This is a genomic window from Parapedobacter sp. (assembly GCF_053550995.1).
On the sequence record NZ_JBMQOC010000128.1, the window covers coordinates 1 to 25,488 of the forward strand.

15 protein-coding genes are annotated in these 25,488 nt (G+C 55.8%); 4 read left to right on the forward strand and 11 right to left on the reverse strand.

The genetic code is table 11. The features are described from left to right. The 5 genes from ACO1NT_RS17660 to ACO1NT_RS17680 form a co-directional block, all read right to left on the reverse strand. The coding region (locus tag ACO1NT_RS17660; RefSeq protein WP_449050064.1) for a sugar-binding domain-containing protein at positions 1-2,758 on the reverse strand (2,758 nt) is incomplete at its 3' end. A 57-nt stretch (positions 2,759-2,815) separates the two neighbouring features. Beyond that, positions 2,816-4,816 carry a RagB/SusD family nutrient uptake outer membrane protein gene (locus tag ACO1NT_RS17665; RefSeq protein WP_449050065.1) on the reverse strand — a complete coding sequence of 667 codons (2,001 nt, stop codon included), beginning with the start codon at positions 4,814-4,816 and terminating at the stop codon, positions 2,816-2,818. A gap of 10 nt (positions 4,817-4,826) precedes the next feature. Further along, entirely contained in the window at positions 4,827-8,030 is a 3,204-nt protein-coding gene (locus tag ACO1NT_RS17670; protein WP_449050066.1) for a SusC/RagA family TonB-linked outer membrane protein, read from the reverse strand. A 7-nt stretch (positions 8,031-8,037) separates the two neighbouring features. After that, the gene (locus ACO1NT_RS17675) at positions 8,038-11,367 is read right to left on the reverse strand and encodes a DUF5107 domain-containing protein (RefSeq protein ID WP_449050067.1); all 3,330 of its coding nucleotides are present in this window, start codon (positions 11,365-11,367) and stop codon (positions 8,038-8,040) included. An 8-nt stretch (positions 11,368-11,375) separates the two neighbouring features. Further along, positions 11,376-12,764 carry a sugar porter family MFS transporter gene (locus ACO1NT_RS17680; protein ID WP_449050068.1) on the reverse strand — a complete coding sequence of 463 codons (1,389 nt, stop codon included), beginning with the start codon at positions 12,762-12,764 and terminating at the stop codon, positions 11,376-11,378. 276 nt (positions 12,765-13,040) lie between these two features. Here ACO1NT_RS17680 and ACO1NT_RS17685 point away from each other — a divergent pair, with 276 nt between their 5' ends. The 3 genes from ACO1NT_RS17685 (at position 13,041) to ACO1NT_RS17695 (ending at position 15,630) form a co-directional block, all read left to right on the forward strand. Then, complete coding sequence (locus ACO1NT_RS17685; RefSeq protein WP_449050069.1) at positions 13,041-13,919, forward strand: AraC family transcriptional regulator; 879 nt, start codon at positions 13,041-13,043, stop codon at positions 13,917-13,919. Between the two features lie 64 nt (positions 13,920-13,983). After that, on the forward strand, positions 13,984-15,060 hold the full coding sequence (locus ACO1NT_RS17690) for a serine hydrolase domain-containing protein (RefSeq protein WP_449050070.1): 1,077 nt from the start codon (positions 13,984-13,986) through the stop codon (positions 15,058-15,060). A 30-nt stretch (positions 15,061-15,090) separates the two neighbouring features. Next, positions 15,091-15,630, forward strand: a complete 540-nt coding sequence (locus ACO1NT_RS17695) for a lipocalin family protein (protein WP_449050071.1) — start codon at positions 15,091-15,093, stop codon at positions 15,628-15,630. Between the two features lie 7 nt (positions 15,631-15,637). Here the strand turns inward: ACO1NT_RS17695 and glmS are convergent, their stop codons facing one another. Next, positions 15,638-17,479: a glutamine--fructose-6-phosphate transaminase (isomerizing) gene (gene glmS, locus ACO1NT_RS17700; protein ID WP_449050072.1), complete on the reverse strand. Its 1,842-nt coding sequence runs from the start codon at positions 17,477-17,479 to the stop codon at positions 15,638-15,640. Positions 17,480-17,695: 216 nt separating this feature from the next. Here glmS and ACO1NT_RS17705 point away from each other — a divergent pair, with 216 nt between their 5' ends. Next, entirely contained in the window at positions 17,696-21,241 is a 3,546-nt protein-coding gene (locus ACO1NT_RS17705) for a PVC-type heme-binding CxxCH protein (protein WP_449050073.1), read from the forward strand. 20 nt (positions 21,242-21,261) lie between these two features. Here the strand turns inward: ACO1NT_RS17705 and ACO1NT_RS17710 are convergent, their stop codons facing one another. The 5 genes from ACO1NT_RS17710 to ACO1NT_RS17730 all read right to left on the reverse strand — a co-directional run bounded on the left by ACO1NT_RS17710 (position 21,262) and on the right by ACO1NT_RS17730 (position 25,483). Next, on the reverse strand, positions 21,262-22,818 hold the full coding sequence (locus ACO1NT_RS17710) for a glycoside hydrolase family 43 protein (protein ID WP_449050074.1): 1,557 nt from the start codon (positions 22,816-22,818) through the stop codon (positions 21,262-21,264). Between the two features lie 144 nt (positions 22,819-22,962). Further along, positions 22,963-23,739 carry an MBL fold metallo-hydrolase gene (locus ACO1NT_RS17715; RefSeq protein ID WP_449050075.1) on the reverse strand — a complete coding sequence of 259 codons (777 nt, stop codon included), beginning with the start codon at positions 23,737-23,739 and terminating at the stop codon, positions 22,963-22,965. Continuing rightward, complete coding sequence (gene eda, locus ACO1NT_RS17720; protein WP_449050076.1) at positions 23,736-24,374, reverse strand: bifunctional 4-hydroxy-2-oxoglutarate aldolase/2-dehydro-3-deoxy-phosphogluconate aldolase; 639 nt, start codon at positions 24,372-24,374, stop codon at positions 23,736-23,738. The genes ACO1NT_RS17715 and eda overlap by 4 nt, the downstream gene beginning before the upstream one ends. A gap of 2 nt (positions 24,375-24,376) precedes the next feature. Then, on the reverse strand, positions 24,377-25,300 hold the full coding sequence (locus tag ACO1NT_RS17725) for a phosphoglycerate dehydrogenase (RefSeq protein ID WP_449050077.1): 924 nt from the start codon (positions 25,298-25,300) through the stop codon (positions 24,377-24,379). Positions 25,301-25,312: 12 nt separating this feature from the next. After that, the gene (locus tag ACO1NT_RS17730; protein ID WP_449050078.1) at positions 25,313-25,483 is read right to left on the reverse strand and encodes a glucose-6-phosphate isomerase family protein; all 171 of its coding nucleotides are present in this window, start codon (positions 25,481-25,483) and stop codon (positions 25,313-25,315) included. Between the last annotated feature and the right edge of the window lie 5 nt (positions 25,484-25,488).

Genomic DNA, 25,488 nt, shown 5'->3' on the forward strand with positions numbered 1-25,488 from the left:
GATGGAAATCGATGCCTGTTACCATCAATCGGCCTTTGCCAATGTTACACTCAAATGCCAACGCCAGTGGCCGTGCCGTTACCCAATCGTCGATTACACGCACAATCGGCTGCAACCGTTGGTCCACGGCCTGCAAATTGATGGCATTCGAGTAGGTCATGGCATCCCACCATTGCCAATTGCTATGGTATTCGGTTGGGAATGCCCTGAGTGCCGGATGTTCCGGATCGCACAGGATGCCCAATGTATGGGGCGGCTGGCCACGGGTCCAAGCGGTATTCCAGAAAATGCTGGAGAACCCTACGGCGACTTCGCCGCCTTTTTCCTTCCGTAGTGTCGATTTCCGAAGCGACAAAAGCACTGATCCTCCCTCGGCCAACAGCGCAGTCGCTTTACCATCCAGCCTATCCGTGATGTAAATCCCTTCGTCGTAGCGGTATTTTTCATCGGGATACACGAAGAAGTCCCACTGGTTGCGGTAATTGGCGATAGACACTTCCAAGGTCAGTTGAGCCGCCGCTTCGACGGTTTCCAATGTCCAGCTCACCTCCCCCACCGGAATGTTGTTACCGAAAGGCAGGTCTATCGATCCGAAAGCGCCACTGGCCACGGTGTCTCCCTCCGCATCAACGATGCGCCACGATGCGTCGGCGCCGGTTATGGGCGCCTTCCCATAGTGAGCGGCTTCCACGGGTACTTCCAACCGCTCACTGTTTAGGTAAACCATCTTGGGGAATCGGGCCAGCGGCACCGTGGCATTGGTAAATTGGCTGAATTCAGCCCCATCCACATAACCCTTTTCTTCCCAAAACGGGTTAAGCACGCCCACCAGGGCCGTGCCCTGGCCGGGGAAATCGTGCAAATCGAGCAGTTGGAACCCGCCGAAGCCCGGTGTGCGGAAAGCTGCTTCGATGTCGGCCTTGTAGCACAACACCTGGAGCTTTCCCGATGCCATTAGGAAATCTTCCGCCAAATCGCCCATGCCGTTCGTATTCAACCGATCCCTGAATATCTCAAAATTCTTGGCTTTCATCACACCAGTGTACCGATCGATCTCCTTAAAATCAGGGTACACGCACCATTGTCCAATTTCGTGGCTGATGGTGGGAATGGTGTATCGTGCAATATCCTCGCGCCAGTCGTAATCGGTTGCCGGCGGCTGTCCGTTAATGATTGAATTAAGCCCTTCGCCCCACCCCTGTATCCGGGGGTCGGGGATGTTGTTGAAGTCGTTTTCGGGTATCGCGGGCCAACCCGCCGCGGTGGTATACAGGCGCCTGCCGTCCTGGGCCCGCCAATGCTTCACATATTCGGTAAGGAAAGCCACGTGGTTTTTGCCCGAGGGCTCGTTTCCGTACGCCATGAGCACAAAAGAGGGGTGGTTGCCGTAGGCCTGTAGCATACGCCGTGTTTCTTCATAGATATAATCGTCCAACGGCTTGCCATCGCCCAATGTAGCGCCTTGGTTGGCCCATGAGCTGCTTTCCACTTGCAAATATACCCCCAAGCTATCCGCGGCCAGGAAAGCCGCCTCCGGCGGGCACCACGAGTGGAAACGGACATGGTTCAGGCCATAATCCTTGATGGTGGTGAAGATATGCGCCCATTCGGCCACCGCAGTGGGGGGGTATCCCGTTTCGGGAAAGATGCAGCTCTCGAGCGTACCACGGAAAAACACCGGCCGCCCATTCACCTGAATCTGGCCGTCGACCACAGCGATGTTACGCATACCGAACGGCGCGTAAACTGCGGTTTCGGCGGTCCCCTCCGTCACCAGCACGGCTTCCATTTCATACAGAAACGGGTTGAACTCGTCCCACATGGTAAAATCATCTCCCATATCATACGCTACTTCAACCGCAGTGGTATCTCCCGCCAGCACAACAGCCTGCTCTACCGTTGCGAGCCGCTTTCCCGTGCCCTTTTCAATGGCGCTCACCTTTACGGTAGCCGGCGCCCCCCCCGTTCCGCCGTGGCGGATATGCAGCTTTGCCTTCACCTGATGTGCGTCGATGTCGGGGAAAAGCTGCATATCCGTAATTGCCGTCGCCCGCAACGGGTAAATCGCTAGTTCACCTACCAACCCGTTCCAATTGCTTTGCGTATGGTCGGAGATGCTATGCGAGTTGATGCCCACATTGATGTCCTTCACACGGTTGTCCACGCGGATAGACAGCGTGTGCTTGCCCGGTGTAGCATATCGGCTGATATCAAACCGATGTGGTGTACCCAAGCTATTCCGCATGCCGACCTCGTTACCGTCGATCCATACGCGCGTTTCCCAGTGCGCCCGCTCCAGGAAAAGCTCCGCGCCTCCCTCAAATCCGGTGTCGGGTATGGTTATCTCCCGTTGGTACCATGCCGCTCCTTTATAGTATTTGTCGGGCTGTAACCAATAAGGTATTTTGATGTTGCCTGGCTGCCTGTAAGGAGCGTACGCGTCATCGGTAAACCAGGTCGAATCCATGATGCTGCCTGTCCACGGTGTATTGATACTTACCTCAAACCCCTTCCCGTTGGTGGTCATCGAGCCCGGGAGTTTCACTTGGTCATCCAATTCGGTTTCATACCAACGGTCATCCACGCCCCGGTCACTGGAGTCTATTGCAAAGCGCCATGTTCCGTCCAGCCCAATGGCGCCATCGGTCCGCACAGCATTCGTCTTACAGCCCCAAGCGTGAAATACCAAGCCCATCAGCAATAGGGCAAACACATCGCGTAGGCGTGTTACCTTTCTGAAATCTTTTTTGTTTTTCATCGTCTGCTCTTTCATATTCAGCGGTCCATCGGATGCCTCCCGATGGCTAGCCCGCATTTAAAAACCGATTGGTCCCGCATTGGCTTCGGTGGGCCATCCCGGGTTCTGGTATATCGGTGATGAATTTACGTCATTGCCATCGGAAGTGATTAAAAAATGTTGGATGGCTATGGCATTGAAATAATGGGCCATCGTCCAGCGGTACCCATTGTATGCCAACGAGGTGGTCGTTTTTTGGTGTATGCGCAGGTAGGGGCTCAATGCCGGATCGGATACGGCGCTCCGGTCGCCGATGCCGTAAGTCAGCATATCCGCATCGTACCATTCCTGCATGGGCCCCCACAATTTAAAGCCTTCTACGTGGTAGGGCTGGTCTATCAACTGGTCCATGGCCCGCCACCGGCGCAAGTCCATGTAACGCAATCCCTCGCCCATCAATTCGCAGCTCCGTTCCCGGCGGATGTTGTACAGCACCTTATCTACGGGCTGCCCGGCCGAATACACTGCCCAGTCGTTTGTTGCCTCGATGGTTAGGTCAGTGGCGTCGATGGTTTTCTGGAAACCGGTATCCACGCCTGCCCGTTGACGGATTTGCTGCCAATACAGCCGCGCCGTACCGTCCAGGCTTCCATTCTTCTCGTAACACGCTTCCAAGTAGTTGAGATATGCCTCCGCAGCCCGGAATACGATACTCCCCACATCGCCGCGGCCGTTGCCGTGCTGCGCGCCGTCATATACGCAGCCCTTACGAGCAATATAGCCCGTCGGGTTGTCGTGATTGCCGAGCAGATTGAGGATATCCGGAATAATCACAATCGGTGTCGCGTGTGTACCTAAAGGCGAAGGATGCAAAATATTGATCTGCCCCGGCTGGGCGAGGAAGAGCCACAGGCGGCCATCCCGATCTCTCCGCACATCTTCGATGTAGTCATCGCCCGCATAGCCCGATCCCGAGGCATAGATGGGTAGGCCGTTTGCCATCACAAAGCGGTTTATGTAACCACGGGTATATCCCCATCCGTTGTGTTCCTGGATACCGTTAGGGATGGAGTTCATTATCCCGAGCCCGAGGTCATAATCGCGCCACAACAACACTTCGCTGTAGCCTGACAAGTCGGTTTCGCTAAACATCTGCGCAAAGGGATTGGCCTCACTGGCCAACGCAAACGCCTCGTTGCTGGTTTCAGCCCGCGCCGTCATGGTATTGGCCACCAGCGGCACCGCGTCGGCCACGGCTTTTGCCGCCTCCATCGCCTGTGTCAGAAAGAATTCGATTTCCCCCTCGATGCTCCCCGATGGGAAGTTGTACGATGCGTTATATTCCTTGCTTTTGCCCGGCCAATCCGGTCCGTTGGGCACGAACGCGGTGCCGCTGAAATATTTCAGGAAGGTCCCTTCATAGAGGGCCACGCGCGACTTCAGCAATTGCGCGCACGCTTTCGACAGCCGGTTCTTATTCCCATCGGGCGCCACGTCGTTCATCAACATAATGGCCGAATCGAGGTCCGATAGGATAAAACGGGCAACCTCGGTTTGGGGCATCCGCTTGCTTGCTTCCCTCAATACATCCATCTGGTCGGGCAGTGTGGTCTTAATGATCGGGAAATCGCCCAGCGATTGGAGCTTCTGGAAATAATTCCAAGCCCGTAGGAAATACATCTCGCCGATATAATGGCCTATCGTGCTTGCATTTCCAGCAATCTCGCCAGCTTCGAAACGGGGCACCACCGTTTGCAGGAAGTAGTTGCACTGGAAAATCTCGGTAAACGACCACTCACCGCCGCTTTGGCCCACTTTCCATTCGCCGGGCACAAACCGGTTGTCATAGGTCCGCCCCGCCTGTACATCCGTGTGCATATCTTTGTTAAAATGCTCGAATATCGTTAACGTACCGTACCGGTTGATAGCGTAGGCCGCCAGCTGTGATTCTTCCACCAGGTAATTTTCCGGGGTAACGTCAGATAGCGGCTCCCGTTCGAGGAACGTTTTATTACACGCGTGAAGTGCCAGCATGGCTACACCCGCCAGCATCATTGATTTTATCTTAAGCCGATTCATAGCATTCATTTTACAGGGTTAAATTGAGACCAAAAGCATATACCTTAGATAGCGGATAGGCGTTTCCTTCCCACCCTCCGTCTACGGTCTCGGGATCGAACATCTCGGCCATCTTGGTAATGGTCCAGATATTTTCGCCCGAGAAATAAACCCGCAAGCGCTGGATACCTACTTTCTGGGTGAGTTGTGTAGGGAGTGTATAGCCGACCTGGAGGTTTTTCAGCCGGATATAGGAAGCATCCTGCAGATAGCCCGTTTGCGCGTGATGGTTTTTATCGCTCAGCAGTGGCCGGGGATAATAGGCGTCGACGTTCAGCCCTAATGGATGGTCCGGGTCGTCACGGAAATAATCCGCTTGCGATTTCAAGCCCACCGTGTTCCATACCGAGGCCGCCGTTCCCCAGAAATAAATATTGTTGTTAAAATAATCGCGTTTCAGCACGGCCTGGAAAAACACACGCAAGTCTATTCCTTTGAAGTTGGCGCCCAAATCGAGCGACGTAAGGTACCGGGGGGAGTTGTTTCCGATTACCCTAAGGTCGCCATGGTCACCAATGGTGTTAGATCCGTTATTGATCAGCCCATCGCCGTTGAGGTCGGCAAACATCAAATCGCCGGCCTGCCAGTTGCTGCCCAGCGGGTTTTGGCCACCATTCGGCAGGCCGGCCAGGTGCGCATCCATCTCCTCCTGGGTTTTGGCAATGCCTACGGTGCGGTAGCCCCATATCTCGCCCGCCATACGGCCGGCTAGGTAGGTATCCAGCTTTCCTGTCGGATTAGGATACCGTGTGATTTTGGTTCGCGAGTCGGCCATCATTAGGCGTGCATGGTAACCCAGCCCGTTGGCCAATCGGTCGTTCCAACCCACTTCCAGCTCGATGCCCGTCGTTTTTAGGTCGGTATTATTGGTGATCGGCACCGCCGTTCCGAGGTTCACGGGTAGCTCCGGTGCCGGCCCGATCATGTTATCGGTATACCGCGTGTAGTAGTCAACCGTCGCGTTCAGGCGGTTGCCCAAAAACCCCAAATCGGCGCCCAAATTCCATGTACGGACCTGTTCCCACGAAAGGGTTGAGCTGATAAGCCCCGGCGCTGAAGCGGTATTCGGCCGCGCGCCGTTCACTAACCACGTACCATTTGAACTATTAATGGGCATCACCACATAGGTCGGGTACCAATCTTCCGTATTTTGGTTACTCAGTTCGCCATATGACCCCCTTATTTTCATCACATTGACATACCGTTGCATCGGCGACCAAAAATGCTCATTCGATATATTCCACCCCGCAGAAACCGAGGGCGAATAAATCCAGCGCTTATCCTGGCGGAACCGTGACGATCCGTCGTAGCGGAGATTACCCTCAATCAGGTACCGTTCGTCGTAGTTGTAGTTTATCCGGCCAAAATAGCCCTGGGTAGACCAATGCTGGTTGGCACCCGAAACTTCGGGTGGTACGGGCTTCCCGTTGGGATCATTGCCAGACGTACCGTCGATTACCGGCATGGAAGGAACAATGATGCCTTGGCGCTCTGCCATCAGGCCTCGGGTTTGCATCAGCTCGGCCTGGGTGCCTACCAACGCCTTCACGTGGTGTTCCCCGAAAGAACGTGCGTATTCGGTGTAGACATTGGTGTTCAAGTAATTCTCACGGCCGGCTTCCTCGTGAACTTCCGACGCGGTCAACGCTGGGTACGGTTGGCCACTTACATCGTAGTTATAGGTCCGCTGCAAATCCCAGTGGTAAAATACATCCGTGGTGCTGTAATTGATATCGCCCATCACTTTCCAGCCCGCCAACGGTTCTACCGTCAGTTTCAGCTGCTGCGCCAGGCGGTCCGTCTGCCGCGCACCGCGGCCGCCATCACGCAGGCTCAATGCCGGCGATGGGCTATCGTAGAGGTATCCGTTGTTGTCGTAGAGGGGCAGCACCGGCCAGCCTTGGCGCCCGATGTTCTGGTTGAGCGAATTGGTCATGTAGCTGGGCCGTTCAAACTCCTCGCGGCTATAACGGATGATGTAGGTGAGCGATGTTTTATCGGACAACATACCGTTGATCCGGCCGGTGGTATTGTAACGGCCGTAGTTATCGCCACCGAAGCGCATCAGACCCGTCTGGTCAAGGTAATTGCCCGCCACGTAGTAAGTCACCTTGTCCGTACCGCCGCTGGCACTCAGCGCATATTCTTGCGAAGGTGCGCTCGATCGGTATATCGCCTTATACCAGTCCACATTATCGTTCCCTTCGAAATAGCCGTCGCCCCAGATATTCTCCTGGCCCGGCCGGGGCACCAACGTGGTGGCTATCTTCCCATCCATGTAATCGCGTATCCGTTGTATCCGCTCCTCGGTGAAAAAGACGCCCTGTGCCGAATTCAGGCGGGCATCGTTGAGGTAGTGCACGAACGTATACGAATCCATCATCTCGGGGAGCAATAGCGGGCTGCTGGAACGGTAATTGGCATTCGCCTGTACAACCACCCCGCCGGCCTTGCCCGACTTGGTGGTGACCAGGATCACACCGAAGGGCGCCCGGGAGCCATAGATCGAAGATGCCGCGGCATCTTTCAGTACGGAGATGTTGTCGATATCCTGCGGGCTGATGGCGTTGATGTCGCCTTCCATGCCGTCGATCAAGATGAGCGGCGCACCGCTAGACCCTTGGCCGATGGTTCCGATGCCCCGCACGTTGATGCTTGGCCGGTTTTCCAAACTGCCTCCCAACGCTCCGCTTTGGGTAATGTTCAGGCCGGGTGCCGCACCTTGCAGCGCTTGGGCCGTGTTGGATACCGGACGCGCATTGAGCATTTCCGAATTGATGGTCGATACCGCACCCGTGAGGTTCTCCTTCTTCTGGGTACCGTAGCCCACTACCACTACCTCATCGAGCCCTTGATGCTCGGCTTCCAGTGTCACATTCAGGAAATTGCCGGAAATCGACACTTCTTTGGTGGCATAGCCCACATAGGAAAACACCAGTGTGGCATCCCCGGCCGCCTTAATGGCAAACCGGCCCGCCTCATCGGTACTGCTCGCGGCGGCTCCATCCTTTACGCGCACGGATACGCCAGCCAAGGGGGTGCCGTCCGTGGCACTTACCACGAGTCCGTTGACCACGCTTCCTTCCTGTGCCATCGCACTTCCTCCTATAAGATGTACGATTGCTAGACAAAGAAGCGGTATCTTCTTCATCAGGTTTTTCATTTTTCGGTTCATAATTTATTTAATTAGTGGAATGCATATACATATACTTGTTTAAATCGGCTGCACGCGCAGCACTGTAATATGCCTGCGCCTTCGCCTCTTCGCCCAGACCTGAATGCCCCAAAGCCATCACATAGTAACAGTGCGCGGTGTTGCGCACATTCAGGTCCTCTTCCCAAATCGCCAGGTCAGGCAGCGATACCGCAAAGTAATCGATGCGGCAGTCATCGTCCAGGTGCTTTTTGCCGTGCGCAATCAACCGGTGGAAGTACGACCGCGCCCGATGCTCATCCCCGAGTGCGCGCCAAGCCATACCGCTGAAGAAAAATTGATCGGGTTGCGGATCGTTGTAGAAAAAGGCTTGTACCGGCTCGGCTTCACCTTGCGTAGCTTGGCGGAAAAATTGTTCCGCCCCTTCCTGGTCACCCAGCCCCCGGTGGGCCACCCCCTTGAAATAATGGATATCGTTTTCCACCGCCGTAGCCAGCTTCCCTTCACCGAGGTTCTCGGGGAAGGCGTCCGTTTCATTGAGCAATACGAGTGCCCCGCTGAAATCCTTTGCCGCGATCGCCTGGCGTGCTAACCCTAACCGGCAACGAACATACTGTCCGGTGATTTTCCCTTCTCCCCCCTCCCACGGATGGAACCTTCGGTCATCAATCAATTCTTTCGCTTTCCCAAATAGCCCCAGTTGGTTGTGTAATGTTACCCACTCCACATACAGGTCGTCCCGCTGGTGCACCAAGTGGAGGTAGGCCGCAAGACGCTTGTACCGTTCTTCGTAAGGTGCATTCATCTTCTTATGGAGCTGGTCGAGTTCCATGAATAACCGCGCATCATTTTCATCGCACGAAAATGCCACCTCCATCAATTCCACGGCGCGCTGTTTGTCGCCCCGTTTGTTGTAATGGGCTATGGCCAGGTTGCGTAGTACGATGGGAGACGAGCCATCCAACGCCGCCGAGCGCTCCCACATGGCCATCGCATCGTCATATTGGCGGTTGGCATACCAGAAATTACCCAAATAGTAATGCGCTTTCGCATCTCCGGGAATATGTTTGATAGCCGTTTCAAGTACCCCCACCTCTTCGATCCGGTTGGGGAAACACCAATCGGCTGGTACCCTACCGGCCTTTTCAAACCATTCGGTGGCCTGGTCGGCCTGTCCCATTTTCGCTGCGATGTAGCCCAACAGATAGCAGGTCATGGGATATGTGGCACTATCGCCACCCCAGGTTTCCAGCAGCTGCCGGGCCTCCATATATAACCCTGCGCCCACAAAATCCAATGCGTATTCGATCGCGTCATGTACACTACGGCGGAAACCAGCCTTCATTTCCGCGAGCATGGCCGCTTCGCCCACCAACAGGTATTTCTCAAATAGGCAACCCATGTTGAAAGGGTCTATTTCGAGCGATTCCGTAATCCACCGCGCAGCGTCGGCGTGCCGGCCCATTTTCCTTAGGATGGAGGCCTTGAGCTGGCGGGCTTTGTGGTGGTGCCAATTATGCACCAAGCTATGCTCAACATGGCCCAATGCTGTTGCCCAGTTGCCCGTAAGGCAATCCAACAGCGCCAGCGCATAATATCCGGGACTGCGCCACGCCTCATTCCAGATCGCTTTATAGTAGGCACCATAAGCCTCCTCCTCCTTGCCCTGCAATGCGAGGCACCACCCCAAATGGTAGTAAGGTTCGCCGAAAAGCGGATTGGGGTTCCGGCGGGTCAGGGTAGCAATCGCTGTTCGGAAATAAGGCTCCGCTTCGGCGAATTTGGCCCTACGGGTCAGCAACAGCCCCACGGCATGGTTACATCGCACGTCGCCCGGCTCACGCTTTAACGCCTCGAAATAGTAATCCAGCGGATTGTAGGTGGCGTGCCGGTATTGTTCGAGGTGCAGCCCGATAAGGTAAAGCTCTTCCACCGAATCCACCTGTTCCGGCTGCCCCGGTGCCGTCGCCGCGGCGGGCGTAGGTAGGTCTTGCAGCGGCCGTTCGGTAAAGGTCAGGAGTATCCTGCCAGCCGCATCCGCCACCACCAGCTTCAAGGCAGTGGCCAGCCGTTGCCCCACCGCGATTTCCACGATTACCGGTGCGGCAGGGCCACACGCCATTGTTTTATCAAAAAGCGACGCGCCATCCATGGCGGTCAGCGTCAACCGGAGGTGCTCGTGGTGCGCCGTAGTGTAGACCATTACCGTCGCTTTGCCATCGGCCAGCTGGAGGTTTACCGCAACGTCTTTGGTGGCCTGTTTCACATTGCCCACCCCGGTATATGGCATGAAATATTGTACCCAGCTTTTCTCTTCATAGGGTTGGAGCCAGGCAAAGTCGGGCTGGTTATCGGTATACACACCCGTCATCAGCTCAATGTAAGGACCGTCTTCGTCAGTGAGGTTGCGGTCCCATGCTTTCCCGAAATCGCCGCACCCCCAGGTCCATTGCTTCTTCCCCGGCGAGATATGGTGGTTGGCCACGTGCAACAACCCCGCCCGTTCGCGGTCATCGTAGCCACCGATAAAATCATAGTCAGATTTGATCGCCATATAGGAGGTGGGTACCGGTATGTTCTTATACCGCGAAATATCCACCCCGGCGGTGTAATCCTGTTTGTAATAAAACCCCGTGGCGATAGGGAACGTCGACACATCGCGCTTGCCGTGGTCAAACACGGCATGCACATCCGGGGGGAATACCGACCGGTAATGTTCGCCGGCCGCAATGGCCGGGTTGGCCCACCACAGAAACGTCTGCGGAAATGCCGTACGGTTATATACGGCCGCTTTCACTTCGATGTAGGCCTTTTCAGGATACAAGGTGAACCCATGCATGCCCTTGGTCCGGAACATCCGTTCCACCTCATTGCACCACACGGTTTTGCTGCCATCTTCATGTTCTTCAATGCGGTAGTCCGTGGGCAGGAACGTGCTGGGGCGGTGGTGCTGGGGCCAATTGAATTCGATGCCCCCCGAAATCCAGGGGCCGGTGAGCCCTACCAGCGCCGGCTTGATTACTTGGTTGTAATAGACGAAATGGCGCTTGTTCATTTTATCGTAGGCCATCTGGATGCGCCCCCCGAGTTCGGGCAACACCATCACCTTAAGGTATTTGTTTTCAATAAATACCGCCGTGTAAGGTTTACTTACCTTTTCATCTGCTATCCGCTCGATCACCGGATAAGGATAAACCACACCGGAACTCCCTTGATATACCCGTTTTTCCAGAAACATCGGATATTTTTCCGCTTCTCCCACTTCGTATGTGGGCAACCGGATGGTTTCCTGCCATGCGTTCACCGTATTACCCCGCACCGTAGCAGCCGTCAGGCTATTCTTCAAATCGTCTGTCATTATCTAATCTATCGCGGGCGATACCCGGTAAGTCGCTGTTCAATTTCTTCCAATGTCTGTCCCTTGGTTTCGGGCAGCTGCATCTTGATGAAGAGGAACCCCAACAGGCACACTACTCCGTACAGCCAGAAGGTGCCGTAAGCACCCAAAGCCGTGTTCAACAAGGGAAAGCTATAGGTGAGGATAAAGCACGCTACCCATAGTGAAAATGTAGCAACAGCCATTGCCCGGCCGCGTATACGGTTGGGGAAAATTTCCGAGAGCACCACCCACGTTACGGGTGCCAATGTCATCGCGTAGCAAGCGATGGCCGCAATGACCAGGGCCAGCACGAATATGCCTGATGCCTCGTAATAATAACAAAAGCCCATCAAACCATAGATGCAGGCAAGGCCCAATGATCCACCCACCATCAGCGTGCGCCGCCCAATCCGGTCTACGGCATACATACCCACCATTGTAAAGACAACGTTGGTGGCCCCGGTAATGACAATATTGAACAGGATATCGGACACGCCGTAACCCGCGGCGGCAAACACCTCCTGGGCATAGTTGAAAATCACGTTGATGCCGCACCACTGTTGGAACGCAGCGATGACGATCCCGATGAGCAGTATTTTCCGTACGCGCGGCGCGAAGAAATACCGCCAGGCGATGCGCTCCTCCCTGGCGGGCGCGGTCCGCTGGGCATTCCGGACGGTTTGTTCGGCATACGCCGTGCCGCCAATCCGGCCGAATATAGCTTGTGCCCGGTCGTATTTCCCGTGTAACATGAGCCACCGTGGGCTTTCGGGAATGAAGACCAACAGGATGAGATACAATAGTGCGGGTGCCGCACAGGCCCAAAACATCCACCGCCACCCTTCGTTCACGTTCCACGAACGCGTTAAGTCGCCCACTGGCACCACTGGATCGGCAATGAGCCAATTTACCACCTGTGCCGCCAGGATACCCAATACGATGGTAAGCTGGTTGATCGAAACGTAAATGCCCCGCGACCGTGCAGGGACGATTTCGGCGATATACAGGGGGGCAAGCGCCGAAGCGATACCGATGCCCACGCCACCGAGCAACCGGTAACCGATCAACGTAAACAACGTGTTCGCCATGCCCGTACCGATGGCCGATAGTAAAAAAACGACGGACGCGGCCAGCATCAGCGGCCTCCTTCCGAAACGATCGGAAAAAGAACCGGATATGACCACGCCAACGATGCAACCAATGATTGCGCTGCCCATCACCCACCCTTGCGTCAACGGCGCATCCGCAATGCCGAAGTAGACCTCGTAAAATGGCTTCGCGCCCCCGATGACTACCCAATCGTAACCGAATAGAAACCCGCCAATGGCAGCAACCAGAGAAACCATCAGGGTATATGCAAGGTGCGTTTTCCTCATAACTTAGTTGGTATGCAGCAAAAGTAGGTGTTGCATATCCTGCAAAAAATGTACAATCCGTCGAAAAACATGTAATATTTAACTATAGATAGACTTGGTTAGTCTTTTTTTGCTAACGGTTGAAGCCGCTGCACGATCGACAGGCTGGGTTTCTTTCAAAATATACATCACTTATTTACAATTATTTAATTAAATTTACCCATTCGATCCTCAGCGTGACCCAAACGCCGTTTGAGCACACATACAGGTGACACAAGCTCGCAATTACGAAAATATATGGAAAAAATAGCTGATGGGTTCAAGGGCGAAAAAGCAATCGTGCTGCCCTATAGCATCCGTACCTTCCAAGCGACGAACATGCTAACCGAAAACCTATACGTTACGCATATCGGCTATTATCCACATGCCAAGTTCCATTTCCGCGACCGGAAAATCGGTGCACCCGAATATATCATTATTTACTGTGAAGAAGGCAAAGGTTGGATCCGGGTAGCCGACGACGAGTTCAACCTTTCGAAAAAGCATGCGTTAATCATCCCCGCCGCCACCCCGCATGTCTATGCGGCAGACAAGCAATTCCCATGGAGCATCTATTGGATCCATTTTACCGGCAGGCATGTAAAGCACTATACCCCCATTACCCGTAAAGTACTCAATACGGAGGCCGGTCCCGAAAACAACCATGGCTTCCGCGTTGAGCTTTTCGAATCCATCTTCCAGAACCTCAGCAACGGTTACCTACAGGATAACCTCGAATACAGCAGCGTTTGCCTCCGGCATTTCCTCGCGTCTTTCATGTACCTCCCGCAATTCAACCGGTTGTCGGTCACCGACGGGCAGGATATCGTAAACACCAGCATCGCCTATATGAAAGACCATTTGGAAGACAGGCTCACATTGGCGGAGATTGCCGGTTCAGTCAACTACTCGCCCACCTATTTCGGTACCCTATTCAAACAAAGGACATCTTTTTCCCCCATCGAATATTACAACCAGCTGAAGATCCAGCGGGCGTGCTCATTATTGCAGTTTACCGACTTAAAAATCAAAGAAATCGCGTTCAAACTGGGCTATTATGACGCCTTCCATTTTTCCAAGGCATTTGCGCACGAGATGGAAATCAGCCCACGGGAATACCGGATGCGCTATAAGTAGCCAACCATACGCTATACCATTTTCGTTTGTATTTCGACGCAACTTTAACTACATTTACCATACCATGCAATTATATACCATCCTACTCGCTCCATTGCTGGCTTCGTGCATTTCCATGCAACCGGCAGCCGCCCAGGACACCGTCGCGATCGACCGCATCATGGCAGCCTATCAAGCGGACAACCCGGGCGCCGCCCTGCTTATCATCAAAGACGGCGCGGTGGTGTTCGAGCGGTGCTATGGCTATGCCAACCGCGAGCGCGGCGAACAGGTAACCGCCGCTACCAACTTCCGCCTAGCTTCCGTGAGTAAACAGTTTACAGCCACATGTATCCTGCAGCTCATCGATGCCGGTAAGCTTACCCTGCATACCCCGCTTACCCAGGCGTTCCCCGGTTTCCCGGCCTACGGCGGCGACGTCACCGTTGCGCACCTCCTCTCCCATACGTCGGGCATTCCGGACTATGAGGATTATGTGGCAGACACCGCGTTCCACCCGCAGATCAAAGACCAAGGCGTGCTCGACATCCTCATGCGGCTCGACCGTGGCTATTTCGCTCCGGGCACCCAATACCGGTACAGCAATTCGGCCTACGCACTGCTGGCACTGCTGGTCGAGAAATACAGCGGCCAGTCCTATGGCGATTACTTGCGGCAGCACATCTTCAGCCCACTGGGCATGGATGCCACCGTGGCCCACGAAGCGGGTACGACCACCGTGGCCGGTCGGGCATACGGATATGCAAAGCACAACGGGGTATGGGAGCGCCGCGACCAGAGTTCCACCAGCGCTGTGTTAGGCGATGGCGGCATCTATAGCAGCCTCGACGACTTGTTTAAGTGGGATCAAGCGTTATACGCCGGCACCGTGCTGCCGAGGCACCTCATCGCGCAGTCGTTTGCGTACCACCAACTGGCCAACGGCGATACGGTGCATTACGGCCATGGCTGGCACCTCAAGAGAAACCAGCATGGTGAGCAGGTGGTTTACCACACCGGGAGCAGTACCAGCTTCCGCAACGTGTTCTACCGCATCCCTTCGCGGCGGTTCAGCATCATCCTGCTCACCAACCGGAACCAGCCGGCCGAAGAGGCGATGGTTACACTGGCGGAACGGATAACGGACGCCTGCGGGAGCTGAACAAATCGCCCGGCCGATTGTTGGCGCTACATGGACAAACGATATATATGGGCTGCGGTGGGCCTCGTTGGCGGCGCAACGGCCCTCGCATTAAGTGGGTATGGCCAATCGAAGCCGAAAGGCGTGAGCGTAGTAACGGATTTCGACCTCAATCGCTACCTCGGTGACTGGTACGAACTGGCACGGTTTGATTTCCGTTTCGAAAAAAACCTCAAAAACACCCGGGCGCATTACGCATTGAACGACGATGGCACCGTCAGCGTAACCAATTCAGGCTACGACTACATAAGGAAGCGGCGCAAGGTGGCCAACGGCAAAGCCAAATTGGCCGGCAAACCGAACGAAGGTCGGCTAAAAGTATCCTTTTTCGGGCCCTTCTATTCGCCCTACAATGTCGTAGCCATCAAAGGCGATTATGAATATGCCCTCGTGATGGGGAAAAACACCGATTATATTTGGATATTATCGCGCACCACGGACCTACCCGAAGGGGTAAAAAAAGAATTCCTGGAAATCGCCCGACGGGCCGACTACGACCTCAGCAGGTTGGTCTGGGTAAAGCACGGCTGACCGTCTTTTACTCCACCGTTACCGACTTCGCCAGGTTCCGTGGCTTATCCACATCGAGCCCACGGGCCACGCCGATGTAGTACGATAGCAGCTGCAAAGGGATCACGGAAAGAAGCGGCGCAATCACCTCATGTGCCTCCGGCACCACCATCACCGCCTGGGCGAGGCCGGCCACCGAGTTATCACCTTCCGATACCACGGCCAGCACATTGCCCTTGCGGGCGTTGATTTCCTGGATGTTGCTTACGATTTTTTCGTGGTATGCATCGCGCGTAGCTACGAACACCACCGGCAATTGGTCGTCTACCAACGCAATGGGCCCATGTTTCATCTCCGCCGCGGGGTATCCCTCCGCATGGATATACGAGATTTCCTTCAGCTTCAGCGCCCCTTCCAGGGCGATGGGAAAGTTGTAACCCCGCCCCAGGAACAGGAAACTTTGGGCGTCTTGGTACCGCTGGGCTATATTTTTGATATTTTCCAGTTGATGCTCAATAATCCACTCCACCTTGTCCGGCACCGCGTCCAGCTCGTTTAGCAACGTGCGGAACAGGCCGTTGGAGAGCGTACCACGGATTTCCGCCAACTTCAGGGCAACCAGCTGCAATACCGCCAACTGGGCGGTGAACGCCTTCGTGCTGGCCACGCCGATTTCGGGCCCCGCATGGGTATAAGCCCCCGCGTCGGTAATCCGTGCGATGGATGAGCCAACCACGTTGACGATACCAAAGATGGTGGCGCCCTGCGCCTTCGCATTTTCGAGCGCAACCAATGTATCGGCCGTCTCGCCACTTTGTGAAATGGCAAGGATTACGTCTTTCGACGACACAATCGGATTGCGGTAGCGGTATTCCGAAGCATATTCGACCTCCACGTTCAGGCGGCAAAGTTCCTCGATGAGGTATTCGCCCAGCAGCCCCGCATGCCAGCTCGTGCCGCAAGCCACGATGACAATGCGGTTGGCTTCGCGCAGCTTATCGGCAATCTTATCCAGTCCGCTCAGCGTAATGTAACCCTCCGCAGCGTTGAGCCTGCCGCGCAGCGAGTCGCGGATGGTGGTGGGCTGCTCGTGGATTTCCTTCAGCATGAAATGCTCAAAGTTACCCTTTTCTATCGCCGCCAGTTCGAGGTCGAGCTCCTGCACAAAGGGCGTGATCCGTTCGTTGCCCAGGTTTTTCAATATCAATTCGTCAGGACGTACAATCGCCAGCTCATAATCGTTGATGTACACCACCTCTTTGGTATAGGCCAACATGGGCGAGGCATCCGAGCCCAGGAAATGTTCGTCTTTGCCCACACCGATCACAAGCGGGCTCCCCTTCCGGGCAGCGATGATGGTTTCAGGCTGTTCTGTTTCGATAAGGAGGATCACATACGCACCCGACACCCTTTTGAGTGCAATCCGCACAGCCTCTTCCAGCGAGCAGGCGTTATTCAGCTTGATGTCTTCGATAAAGTTAAGCAGCACCTCCGAGTCGGTATCGCTGCTGAAGGAATAGCCCTTTTTGAGCAGCTCATCCTTGAGTTGCGCATAATTTTCGATGATACCATTGTGGATCATCGCCATCTTGCCCGATTTGGAAAGGTGCGGGTGGGCATTGCGGTCGGATGGCTCGCCATGGGTAGCCCAGCGGGTGTGGCCTATGCCGGTCGTGGAGCGGGTGGGGGTTTCACCAGCAAACGCTTCCAGTGCCGCCACCATGCCCTGCTTCTTGTACACGGCCAGGTGGTTTCCGGTATGCAACGCCACACCGGCACTGTCGTAACCACGGTATTCCAACTTTTTCAGTCCCTCTATGAGGATGGGATAGGCTTGCTTGCGGCCTGTATAGCCAACGATTCCACACATAGTGTCGCATTTTAATTAACGTTTCCTAAAATCAACGCCGGCAAAAATAGTGTTTTTATCTTTAATCAATCGATTGCGTAAATATATTTATTGAAGGATATCCAGCCAACGGCCAGGTCAGGACGGTACGGGTTGCCTTTTTTTGACGATTACCTATTTTTGGCTACCGGATCCGTTTGCATCCCATCAATTCCGATTAAAAACCTGCTCATAAACATGGTTGAAGACAAAGGTATATCGATTTATAGAACGGCGTTATGGCGTATCGGCCTGTGCAGCGCCTGCCTATTGCCATTGGGCTGTGGCAACCCCAGCAAGGAAACATCCGGCGACAAGTTTGCCGATCACGTGAGGACCACCGCATTTCAAGAGCCGGAGGCAGAAATGGCGGGATTCAAGCTTCCGCCGGGTTTTGAAATAACCTTGTTTGCTTCCGAGCCAGACATTTCCAAACCGATCAACATGGAGTTTGATGACCAAGGAAGGTTGTGGGTTACGCAATCATCGGAATACCCCGTTGCGGCCGGCCCGGGGGCCGGGAAAGACCGGATCACCATCTTGGAAGACAGCGACGGTGACGGCAAAGCAGATGTTTTTACGCATTTCGATGACCAGTTGAATATACCGATTGGCATCATGCCCGTGGCCGATGGGGCCGTGGGCTTCAGCATTCCCCATATCTACCGTTTCCGGGACGCGGATAACGACGGTAAAGCGGAAAAAAAGGACGTACTGGTCGGGCCTTTCGGGTTCAATGATACCCACGGTATGGTCAATAATTTTATCAGGGGGTATGACGGGTGGATCCATGCCTGCCACGGCTTTACCAATGTTTCCACCGTGGCCGGCACGGATGGCGATTCCATTACGATGGTCTCGGGCAACACGTTCCGCTTCCGCCTGGATGGCAGCCGCGTGGAACAGACCACCAACGGACGCATCAATCCGTTCGGTTCGGCATTAGACGAACGTGGGTACCTGTATTCCGTAGACTGCCATAGCAAACCGATATTCCAGCTCATACCGGGCGGCGACTATCCCCAATGGGGACGCAAGGACCCCGCCATTGGCTACGCACCCGAAATGATGAGTTACGAGCTGGGCTCCACTGCACTGGCGGGATTGGTCCACTATACCGACCAACAGTTCCCCGAGGCCTACCGGAACAGCTTCTACACAGGCGATGTCGTGACCTGTCGCATCGATCGCAATACGGTTACCTACCAAGGCACCACGCCCATCGCTAAAAAGGAAGAACCCTTTTTAACCAGTGATGACCCTTGGTTCCGCCCGGTAGACATCAAAACCGGGCCGGATGGATCATTGTACATAGCCGATTTCTATAACCGGATCATCGGCCACTATGAAGTAGCCCTGGACCACCCGGGCCGCGACCGATTAAGCGGCCGTATATGGAAAATAACGTACACGGGCAAAGACCGGGGCACGGTGCCGGTACGGAATTGGGCCACAGCTAGCATCGCCGAACTGGTGGCCGGGCTCGACCACCCACACCTATCCATACGCCTGAAGATCGCCGACCGGTTGGTCGATGTCTTTGCCGGGCAGGCCGTGGAGGCCATGCTCGAACGGGTATCGTCCACCGATTCGGCCCCTACCGGCTACATCCATGCACTATGGGTACTGCATCGCCTGCAACGCCTTCCGGAACCGACGCTGGCGGCAGCCTTAGGCCATCGCGATGGCATCGTGCGCCAGCATGCCTTGCGTATCCTGGCAGATTCCGACGCACTTACCGATGGGCAGCATGGCTCCGTGCTGGCCGCGCTGTCCGCAGACGACCCTTTTATCCAGCGTACCGCGGCCGAAGTGCTCAATCACTTTCCAGATGCCACGCATGTCGCGCCACTGCTCACCTTATACACCCACTGCCCCGCCGAAGACACCCACCTGAAATACACGGCACTGCTGGCCATCCGCAACAACCTGCGGGGAAAAGGAGTGGCCGAGCAGGTCTCACGCATGGAATGGAATGAAGCCGAACGGGCTACCCTTGCCTTGGCCATGCGCGATGTGGAAGCACCGGCAGCAGCTACATTTGTGCTCGATTACCTGCTCCACCACGACCTGCCACTCGATAGGTTGCAGAAAAACCTGGCATTCGTGGGAAGGTACGCGCGTGCCGCGCAGCTCGCACAAGTGGTACCCCTCATCACCGAAAAGTTCGCCAACGATAAGCCGGCCCAGCTTTCGCTCTTCCTGAACATCCAGGAGGGGGTAGCCCAGCGGGGCGTGGCGGCACCCACCGAGCTCCGGGCATGGGGCACGCAACTTGCCCGCCATTTCCTCGATGCCGTACCGATAGACAGTGATAGCTGGAAGAGTAACCCCCAAGATCATCGGATGGAGGACTTTAGTCCCTGGGTGGTCTCTGATGCGTTCCTGACGAACGTAGCGCCCGCTTTCCGGATTTACCTAAGCGAGCGAAACGGCTATAAGCCCCGCGCCACCTTGTATACGAAACCGTTTAAGCTGCCCGCCGAGCTGCGCATGAACGTGTTTGACAACGACGTGCACAACTCGGAGGAAAAAGTGGGCACTTCCAAAAATGTGGTACGCATACGGCTGGCTGACGACCATCGGCCGGTGGCCGAGTACCGCATGGAGCAGCCATCGCACACCCCGATGGAATTCGCCGACCTCATTAAATCAACCACATTGCACCTGCATGGGCACGAGGGCAAGATGGGCTACCTCGAAGTGGTGGATAGCTCGGAAACCGGTTCCATCGGCATCGGAAAGCTAGAACCTGCGGTGGTGACGATGCCCCCCTATACCCCCTCGGACATCGACGAGCAACGGCAGCGGGCGGCCGAGATTGCCGGCACCCTACACCTGGCAGAGTTGCATGGTCGCCTGGTACAGCTATTACAGGCAACGTGGGTAAATCCCAATACGCGGCTGGCGGCCGCGGGGGCATTGACCACGATGCCCCAAAAGGGCGACGTGGAACTGCTGGGCACCCTTTTTGCCAATAAGGCCGAACCGGCATGGCTACGGGAGCGGCTGGCACCCCTCTTGGCGCAGCAGCAGGAAACCGAAGCCCTGCAATACCTCGCACAGGGTATGGAGGGCAGTGCACGGCCTGTCCAGTTGGCGGCAACCGCCGCCCTGGCCGCCTCGCCGGCAGGGATAGACCATTTGCTGGGGGCCGTAGACAACAAGCACATCCCTACCGATCTGCTCGCCGAGTTCAAGGTGAAGGAACTGTTGGACGCGAATGCCCATGCCAGCCAGCGCACACGCATCCAGCACCTATTGGCGCAGGGCGAAGACGAACGGGCAGCGCGTAAGCAGCTGATCGAAGACCGGATTGCGCGCTTCGAAGCAACCGGTCAGCGCGTAGGGAAAGGACAGGCGCTATTTGAAACCAACTGTGCCATCTGCCACCAGATTGGTGGCAAGGGGAGCCTCATCGGACCCCAGCTCGATGGCATCGGCAATTGGGGTGTACGGGCGCTGACCGAAAAGGTGCTCGATCCGAACAGGAACATCTCGGAATCGTTCCGTACCTATAACATTACCCTCCATAATGGCAAAAAACTATCGGGGCTCTACCGGCGGACCGAAGGGGAGGTCATGGTTTTCGCAGACATCAGCGGTAAGGAATTCAACGTCGCCAAAAAAGACATGGCTTCCTACACGCCCTCTCCGTATACGTTGATGCCCGACCAGTTCCGGCATACCCTATCGGAAGACGATTTCGGCGCACTGATGGAATACCTGCTCAGCGTCAAATAAGATTGCCTGGCGCTACCCAATCAGTGGTTCTTGATGGCGAATTGCGCCACCCGGACCTGGCCTCCGTTGCCTTTTGCGGCCAGCCCCACGCGGAAACCCATGCCCCACGGCACCAGTGGCCCTGCGTCGTAGGCATCCAGTGCGGTCTTCCACTCGCCTGCTTCCTGCCAGGAAAAATCGACCACGTGGCCGTCGGAAACAGCCATCTTCAGCACCACCGTGTCTTGATCGGCGGCTAGGTCATGTGCCTGCAGCACCTGCTCATCGTCCTTGGCCATACGCCAAACCTTCACCGTGCTGCCGAAAACACCGATGCCGACGCCGGCGATAGGTGCCCCAAACCCGTTGTTGGCCCCGCCCACCATGGTGAGGGAGGCACCTGTCTGCCCGTCGGTGGTCTCCACCGCCACCCGCGCCGTCACCTCATAGTTGATGGAGGTGATGGGTTGCACCAACAACGAACCGATGCCGTCGTTGCCGTGCGAAGCGGTAAGCAACAAACCTTCACTGCCCACCGAGGCATCTACCGGCTGGTTCACGCGCCACCGCCACACCTGGGCCATCGTGTTAAACCGGTCGGTATAATCGGTTGACGATGCTTTGCGGTCGTAACGGGCATCATTGGCGAATACGGGCCAGCCATCGTCCGTCCAGTTTATCTTTTCCAGCACACCTTCCCGGCCCACATACACGCTTCCTGCTTGGTTATAGGCGTGGTAGAGGTAGTAGAAGTCTGCACCGTGCTTCACCACCGTGCCGTGGCCAGCGCACTTCCAATCGTCGTTGTCTACCAGCACCGGGTTCCGATCATACTTCTCCCAAGGCCCCAGAAGCTGTTTGGCCCGCGCCACGCCCGTTTTGTAATTGCAGGTAACTTCGCAGCACGCGCCCGCAGAATAGGTAGCATAGTAGTAGTCGTTATGGCGGAATACGCTGATGCCCTCCACCAGCTGCCCCTCCCACTCCTGGTCGTTGGTAAATAGCTCATGCTTCTCGCCCACCAAGGCCGTGCGCCCGGGGTTTATTTCCTGTGCCCACATCGGCGTGGGTTGGCCTTTGCTGTTGCCATCCTCTTTCCAAAGCAGGTAGATTTTACCATCGTCGTCTTTCACCTCATACCCGTCAATGGATCCCAGCTCCTGGCTCACCAGCGGACCATGGTCGGTATATGGGCCTTCGGGCGTGGGCGCACTGGCTACCGCCACCGCCAAGCGTCCTGTCGACCTGTCGCGTGCCGTGTAGTAAAGATAAACCTTACCCTGTGCTTCGTCATACGCCAGTTCGGGTGCCCAGAAGTTATTGCGGGCCCATTCGGGCAGATCGGCAAACGCGTAGGATACCTGCTCCCAGTTGACCAGGTCCGTCGACTTGTAGATGGGAAACAACGGGCCCCATTCGTTGGACGTGGCCGACGCCCAGTAGGTGTCGCCAATCTTGATGACCGTCGGGTCGGGGTGGTCACCCGGCAATACAGGGTTAACGATGGTGATGGCACCGGCTTCGTCAGCGGGCCGATTGTTCGTGCAACCGGAGACAATGGCAAGGAGCACGGCGAGGGACAAACATATGGTCTTCATGATTTCAATAATCGTCGTTAATAACTAACGCATGTGATGCGCTTCCTGCAAAGAAACGGTTTCTCTCCGAAAAACGGGGCGCCTACCACTCAAAATCCCACCAATTGTCTCCGTGGAACTCACGTCGCTTCATTCAAAGAACGGTCAACCGATAGATAGTTCGGGAATAACGACGTGAAGCTGGCCTTCCAACCGGGCTTTCATCGATTCAAGTTCGCGTGGATGAACCGTATTGAAATCAAACATGTTGAAATGGTGGCAAACCAGTGTAGGTATCCCGGCATCGATACAAAGGTTTGCCGCTTCGTGGGGGGTGAAGTTCCCCGGGATACCGTTTTCCTGTCGCGTAGCATCACGCCCATTGACCGGCAGGAATGCCGTATCGATCTCAAATTTAACCAACCGCTCGCGAAGGCCCTCATACGGAATGCAATCGCCACTATGGTATAACGCGGTATTTTGAAAGCGGATGATATATCCCAGGAACCAACTGTAGCCCGCGTCGGTAAACCTCATTTCCTCGTGGGCGGCCGGAATAGCTGTCAGCGCGATGCCGCCGGTCAATTGCATCGACTCGCCGGCGTCGACCGTATGGATCCGGTCGCTGGAAATGCCCATCTCCCGCACCTTGCTTTCCCAGGCCCGCGGCACCAAAAACCGGCAATCCGCATTCCGCTGGTGAATGGGAAGCAGCGTTTGGGCGTCCATGTGGTCGGTATGCTGATGCGTGCACAATACCCAGTCGATGGCGTCCAACTCGTCGGCCCGTATGGGTGGTGGCGCCATGCGCTGGTGTGGGAACCGCGTTCCGCGGTACTTCTCCGCCAGCGAGTCGGAAAGGTACGGGTCAATGATGATCCGTACCCCATCCCGCTCGAAAAGGAAACCGGCCTGCCCCAACCATTGATAGGAAACCGTCATAGGTCCATTTCCGCTACCGCCTTGCAATGCTGAAGAATGGCGTTCCAGTTTTCGTTCTTGATATCGGCACTCGAAGCGACCCACGAGCCCCCCACGGCCACCACCTCCGGAATAGACAGGTATTCCATGGCCTGCACGGCCGAGATCCCACCGGTGGGCATAAAACGCACGCCCGTATGTTTGTAGGGCGCAATGATACTCCTCAGCATCGGTACGCCCCCAGCGGGTTCCGCCGGGAAAAACTTGAGCATACGCAATCCCAATGACAGTCCCCGCTCCACATCCGACGGTGTCATGACACCCGGGCAGAAAGGGAAGCCGAGTTTCAACGCCTCCTCCACCACCCCGGTGTTAAGCCCCGGCGCCACGCCGAACTGGGCACCGGCATCGATCGCCTTTTTTACATCATCTACGTTTAGCAACGTACCCGCGCCAACCAATAAGGGCTTACTGGCTTTTCTCATGGCGGTAATGGCCGCAGCGGCAACCGTGGTCCGGAAGGTAATCTCGGCAACCGGCAAGCCGCCCTCCACCAACACCTCAGCCAACCGGGAGGCACTCTCCGCATGCGGCAGGGAAATCACCGGCACCACCCGGCAAGCCCCCAACTGATTAATGAGTTCTGTATGATTCATCGCTAAAGATTTTGCAGGATGTTGTTCACGGCATCTTCCATCGCCCGATCGACGCTTTCGGCGGTATATCCACCGATATGGGCCGTACAGATCACCTGTTCATGGCGGAATAACGGCGACGAGAAAGGCGGCTCTTCGACGAAAACATCGGTCGCATAGGCCCCCAGTGTTCCCACGGCCAGGGCCGCCAACACGTCGCCCTCCCCCACAAGTTCACCGCGGGCCGTATTGATGAGCGTTGCGCCCGGCTTCATCCGCGACAAAAACCGCCGATCGACCATGGGCCTCCCGTCGGCCGCTGGCGGACAATGGAGGCTGATGAAATCCGAACCGGAAACCACCGCATCCAGGGGCGCGTAGGAAAAGCGGTCGTCATAGGTAAAGAAACCTGGCGCCACGGGTTCGAACGCCACCACGTTCATGCCGATGGCCAGCGCCATCAGCGCCAATTCCTTGCCTATCCGCCCACAGCCAACGATTCCCAACGTTTTCCCCTTCAGTTCAGCTCCCATCCGGCGGGTCCACCGTTCGTCCTTGATCGCACTGTCTGAAAAAGAAATGGAGCGGGCGGCCGAAAAAATAAATGCCATGGCCAACTCCGCTACACCGCGGGCGTTGCTACCCGGAGCGTTGAGTACCTTGATCGCCAACTGCCGCGCGGCATCCAGGTCGATGCCGTCGGTGCCAACCCCGTTCCGCGAAATGACCCTGAGGTCGCGAGCCGACTGTAATACGGCACTTGAGATTTTCTCCACCCCTGCCAAATAGCCTATGCAACCCGGCAACAAACGACAGAGTTCGGCTTCGCTGGGCAACACGCCGGCTTGCGACAATACCACATCATAGCCGGAGGCCTTCAGCCGCTCCAAAGCGGGGTGCCATCCAGCGGCCGTGATGCTCCTCGGCGTTACCAATATTTTATTCATCACAGGCGGTGGTCAGATGATGGCTACTTCGTTCCCCCGGCTATAGATCCGTTTGGGGAACCCTTCCGTTTCGATATCGCCGTAGTTATGGCCTGCGTCGCCCGGATAGACACAAAAGGATATCAGGGGCTCGTTGCCTGTATTCACCGAGCGGTGTGCCCAATACGGCGGCACGTAAACCATCCGGC

What these genes read in the sequence shown, in the direction of transcription:
- ACO1NT_RS17665 (WP_449050065.1), bottom strand. Translation starts at nt 4,816, where the DNA reads ATGAATCGGCTTAAGATAAAATCAATGATGCTGGCGGGTGTAGCCATG.
- ACO1NT_RS17670 (WP_449050066.1), bottom strand. Translation starts at nt 8,030, where the DNA reads ATGAACCGAAAAATGAAAAACCTGATGAAGAAGATACCGCTTCTTTGT.
- ACO1NT_RS17675 (WP_449050067.1), bottom strand. Translation starts at nt 11,367, where the DNA reads ATGACAGACGATTTGAAGAATAGCCTGACGGCTGCTACGGTGCGGGGT.
- ACO1NT_RS17680 (WP_449050068.1), bottom strand. Translation starts at nt 12,764, where the DNA reads ATGAGGAAAACGCACCTTGCATATACCCTGATGGTTTCTCTGGTTGCT.
- ACO1NT_RS17685 (WP_449050069.1), top strand. Translation starts at nt 13,041, where the DNA reads ATGGAAAAAATAGCTGATGGGTTCAAGGGCGAAAAAGCAATCGTGCTG.
- ACO1NT_RS17690 (WP_449050070.1), top strand. Translation starts at nt 13,984, where the DNA reads ATGCAATTATATACCATCCTACTCGCTCCATTGCTGGCTTCGTGCATT.
- ACO1NT_RS17695 (WP_449050071.1), top strand. Translation starts at nt 15,091, where the DNA reads ATGGACAAACGATATATATGGGCTGCGGTGGGCCTCGTTGGCGGCGCA.
- glmS (WP_449050072.1), bottom strand. Translation starts at nt 17,479, where the DNA reads ATGTGTGGAATCGTTGGCTATACAGGCCGCAAGCAAGCCTATCCCATC.
- ACO1NT_RS17705 (WP_449050073.1), top strand. Translation starts at nt 17,696, where the DNA reads ATGGTTGAAGACAAAGGTATATCGATTTATAGAACGGCGTTATGGCGT.
- ACO1NT_RS17710 (WP_449050074.1), bottom strand. Translation starts at nt 22,818, where the DNA reads ATGAAGACCATATGTTTGTCCCTCGCCGTGCTCCTTGCCATTGTCTCC.
- ACO1NT_RS17715 (WP_449050075.1), bottom strand. Translation starts at nt 23,739, where the DNA reads ATGACGGTTTCCTATCAATGGTTGGGGCAGGCCGGTTTCCTTTTCGAG.
- eda (WP_449050076.1), bottom strand. Translation starts at nt 24,374, where the DNA reads ATGAATCATACAGAACTCATTAATCAGTTGGGGGCTTGCCGGGTGGTG.
- ACO1NT_RS17725 (WP_449050077.1), bottom strand. Translation starts at nt 25,300, where the DNA reads ATGAATAAAATATTGGTAACGCCGAGGAGCATCACGGCCGCTGGATGG.
- ACO1NT_RS17730 (WP_449050078.1), bottom strand. Translation starts at nt 25,483, where the DNA reads ATGGTTTACGTGCCGCCGTATTGGGCACACCGCTCGGTGAATACAGGC.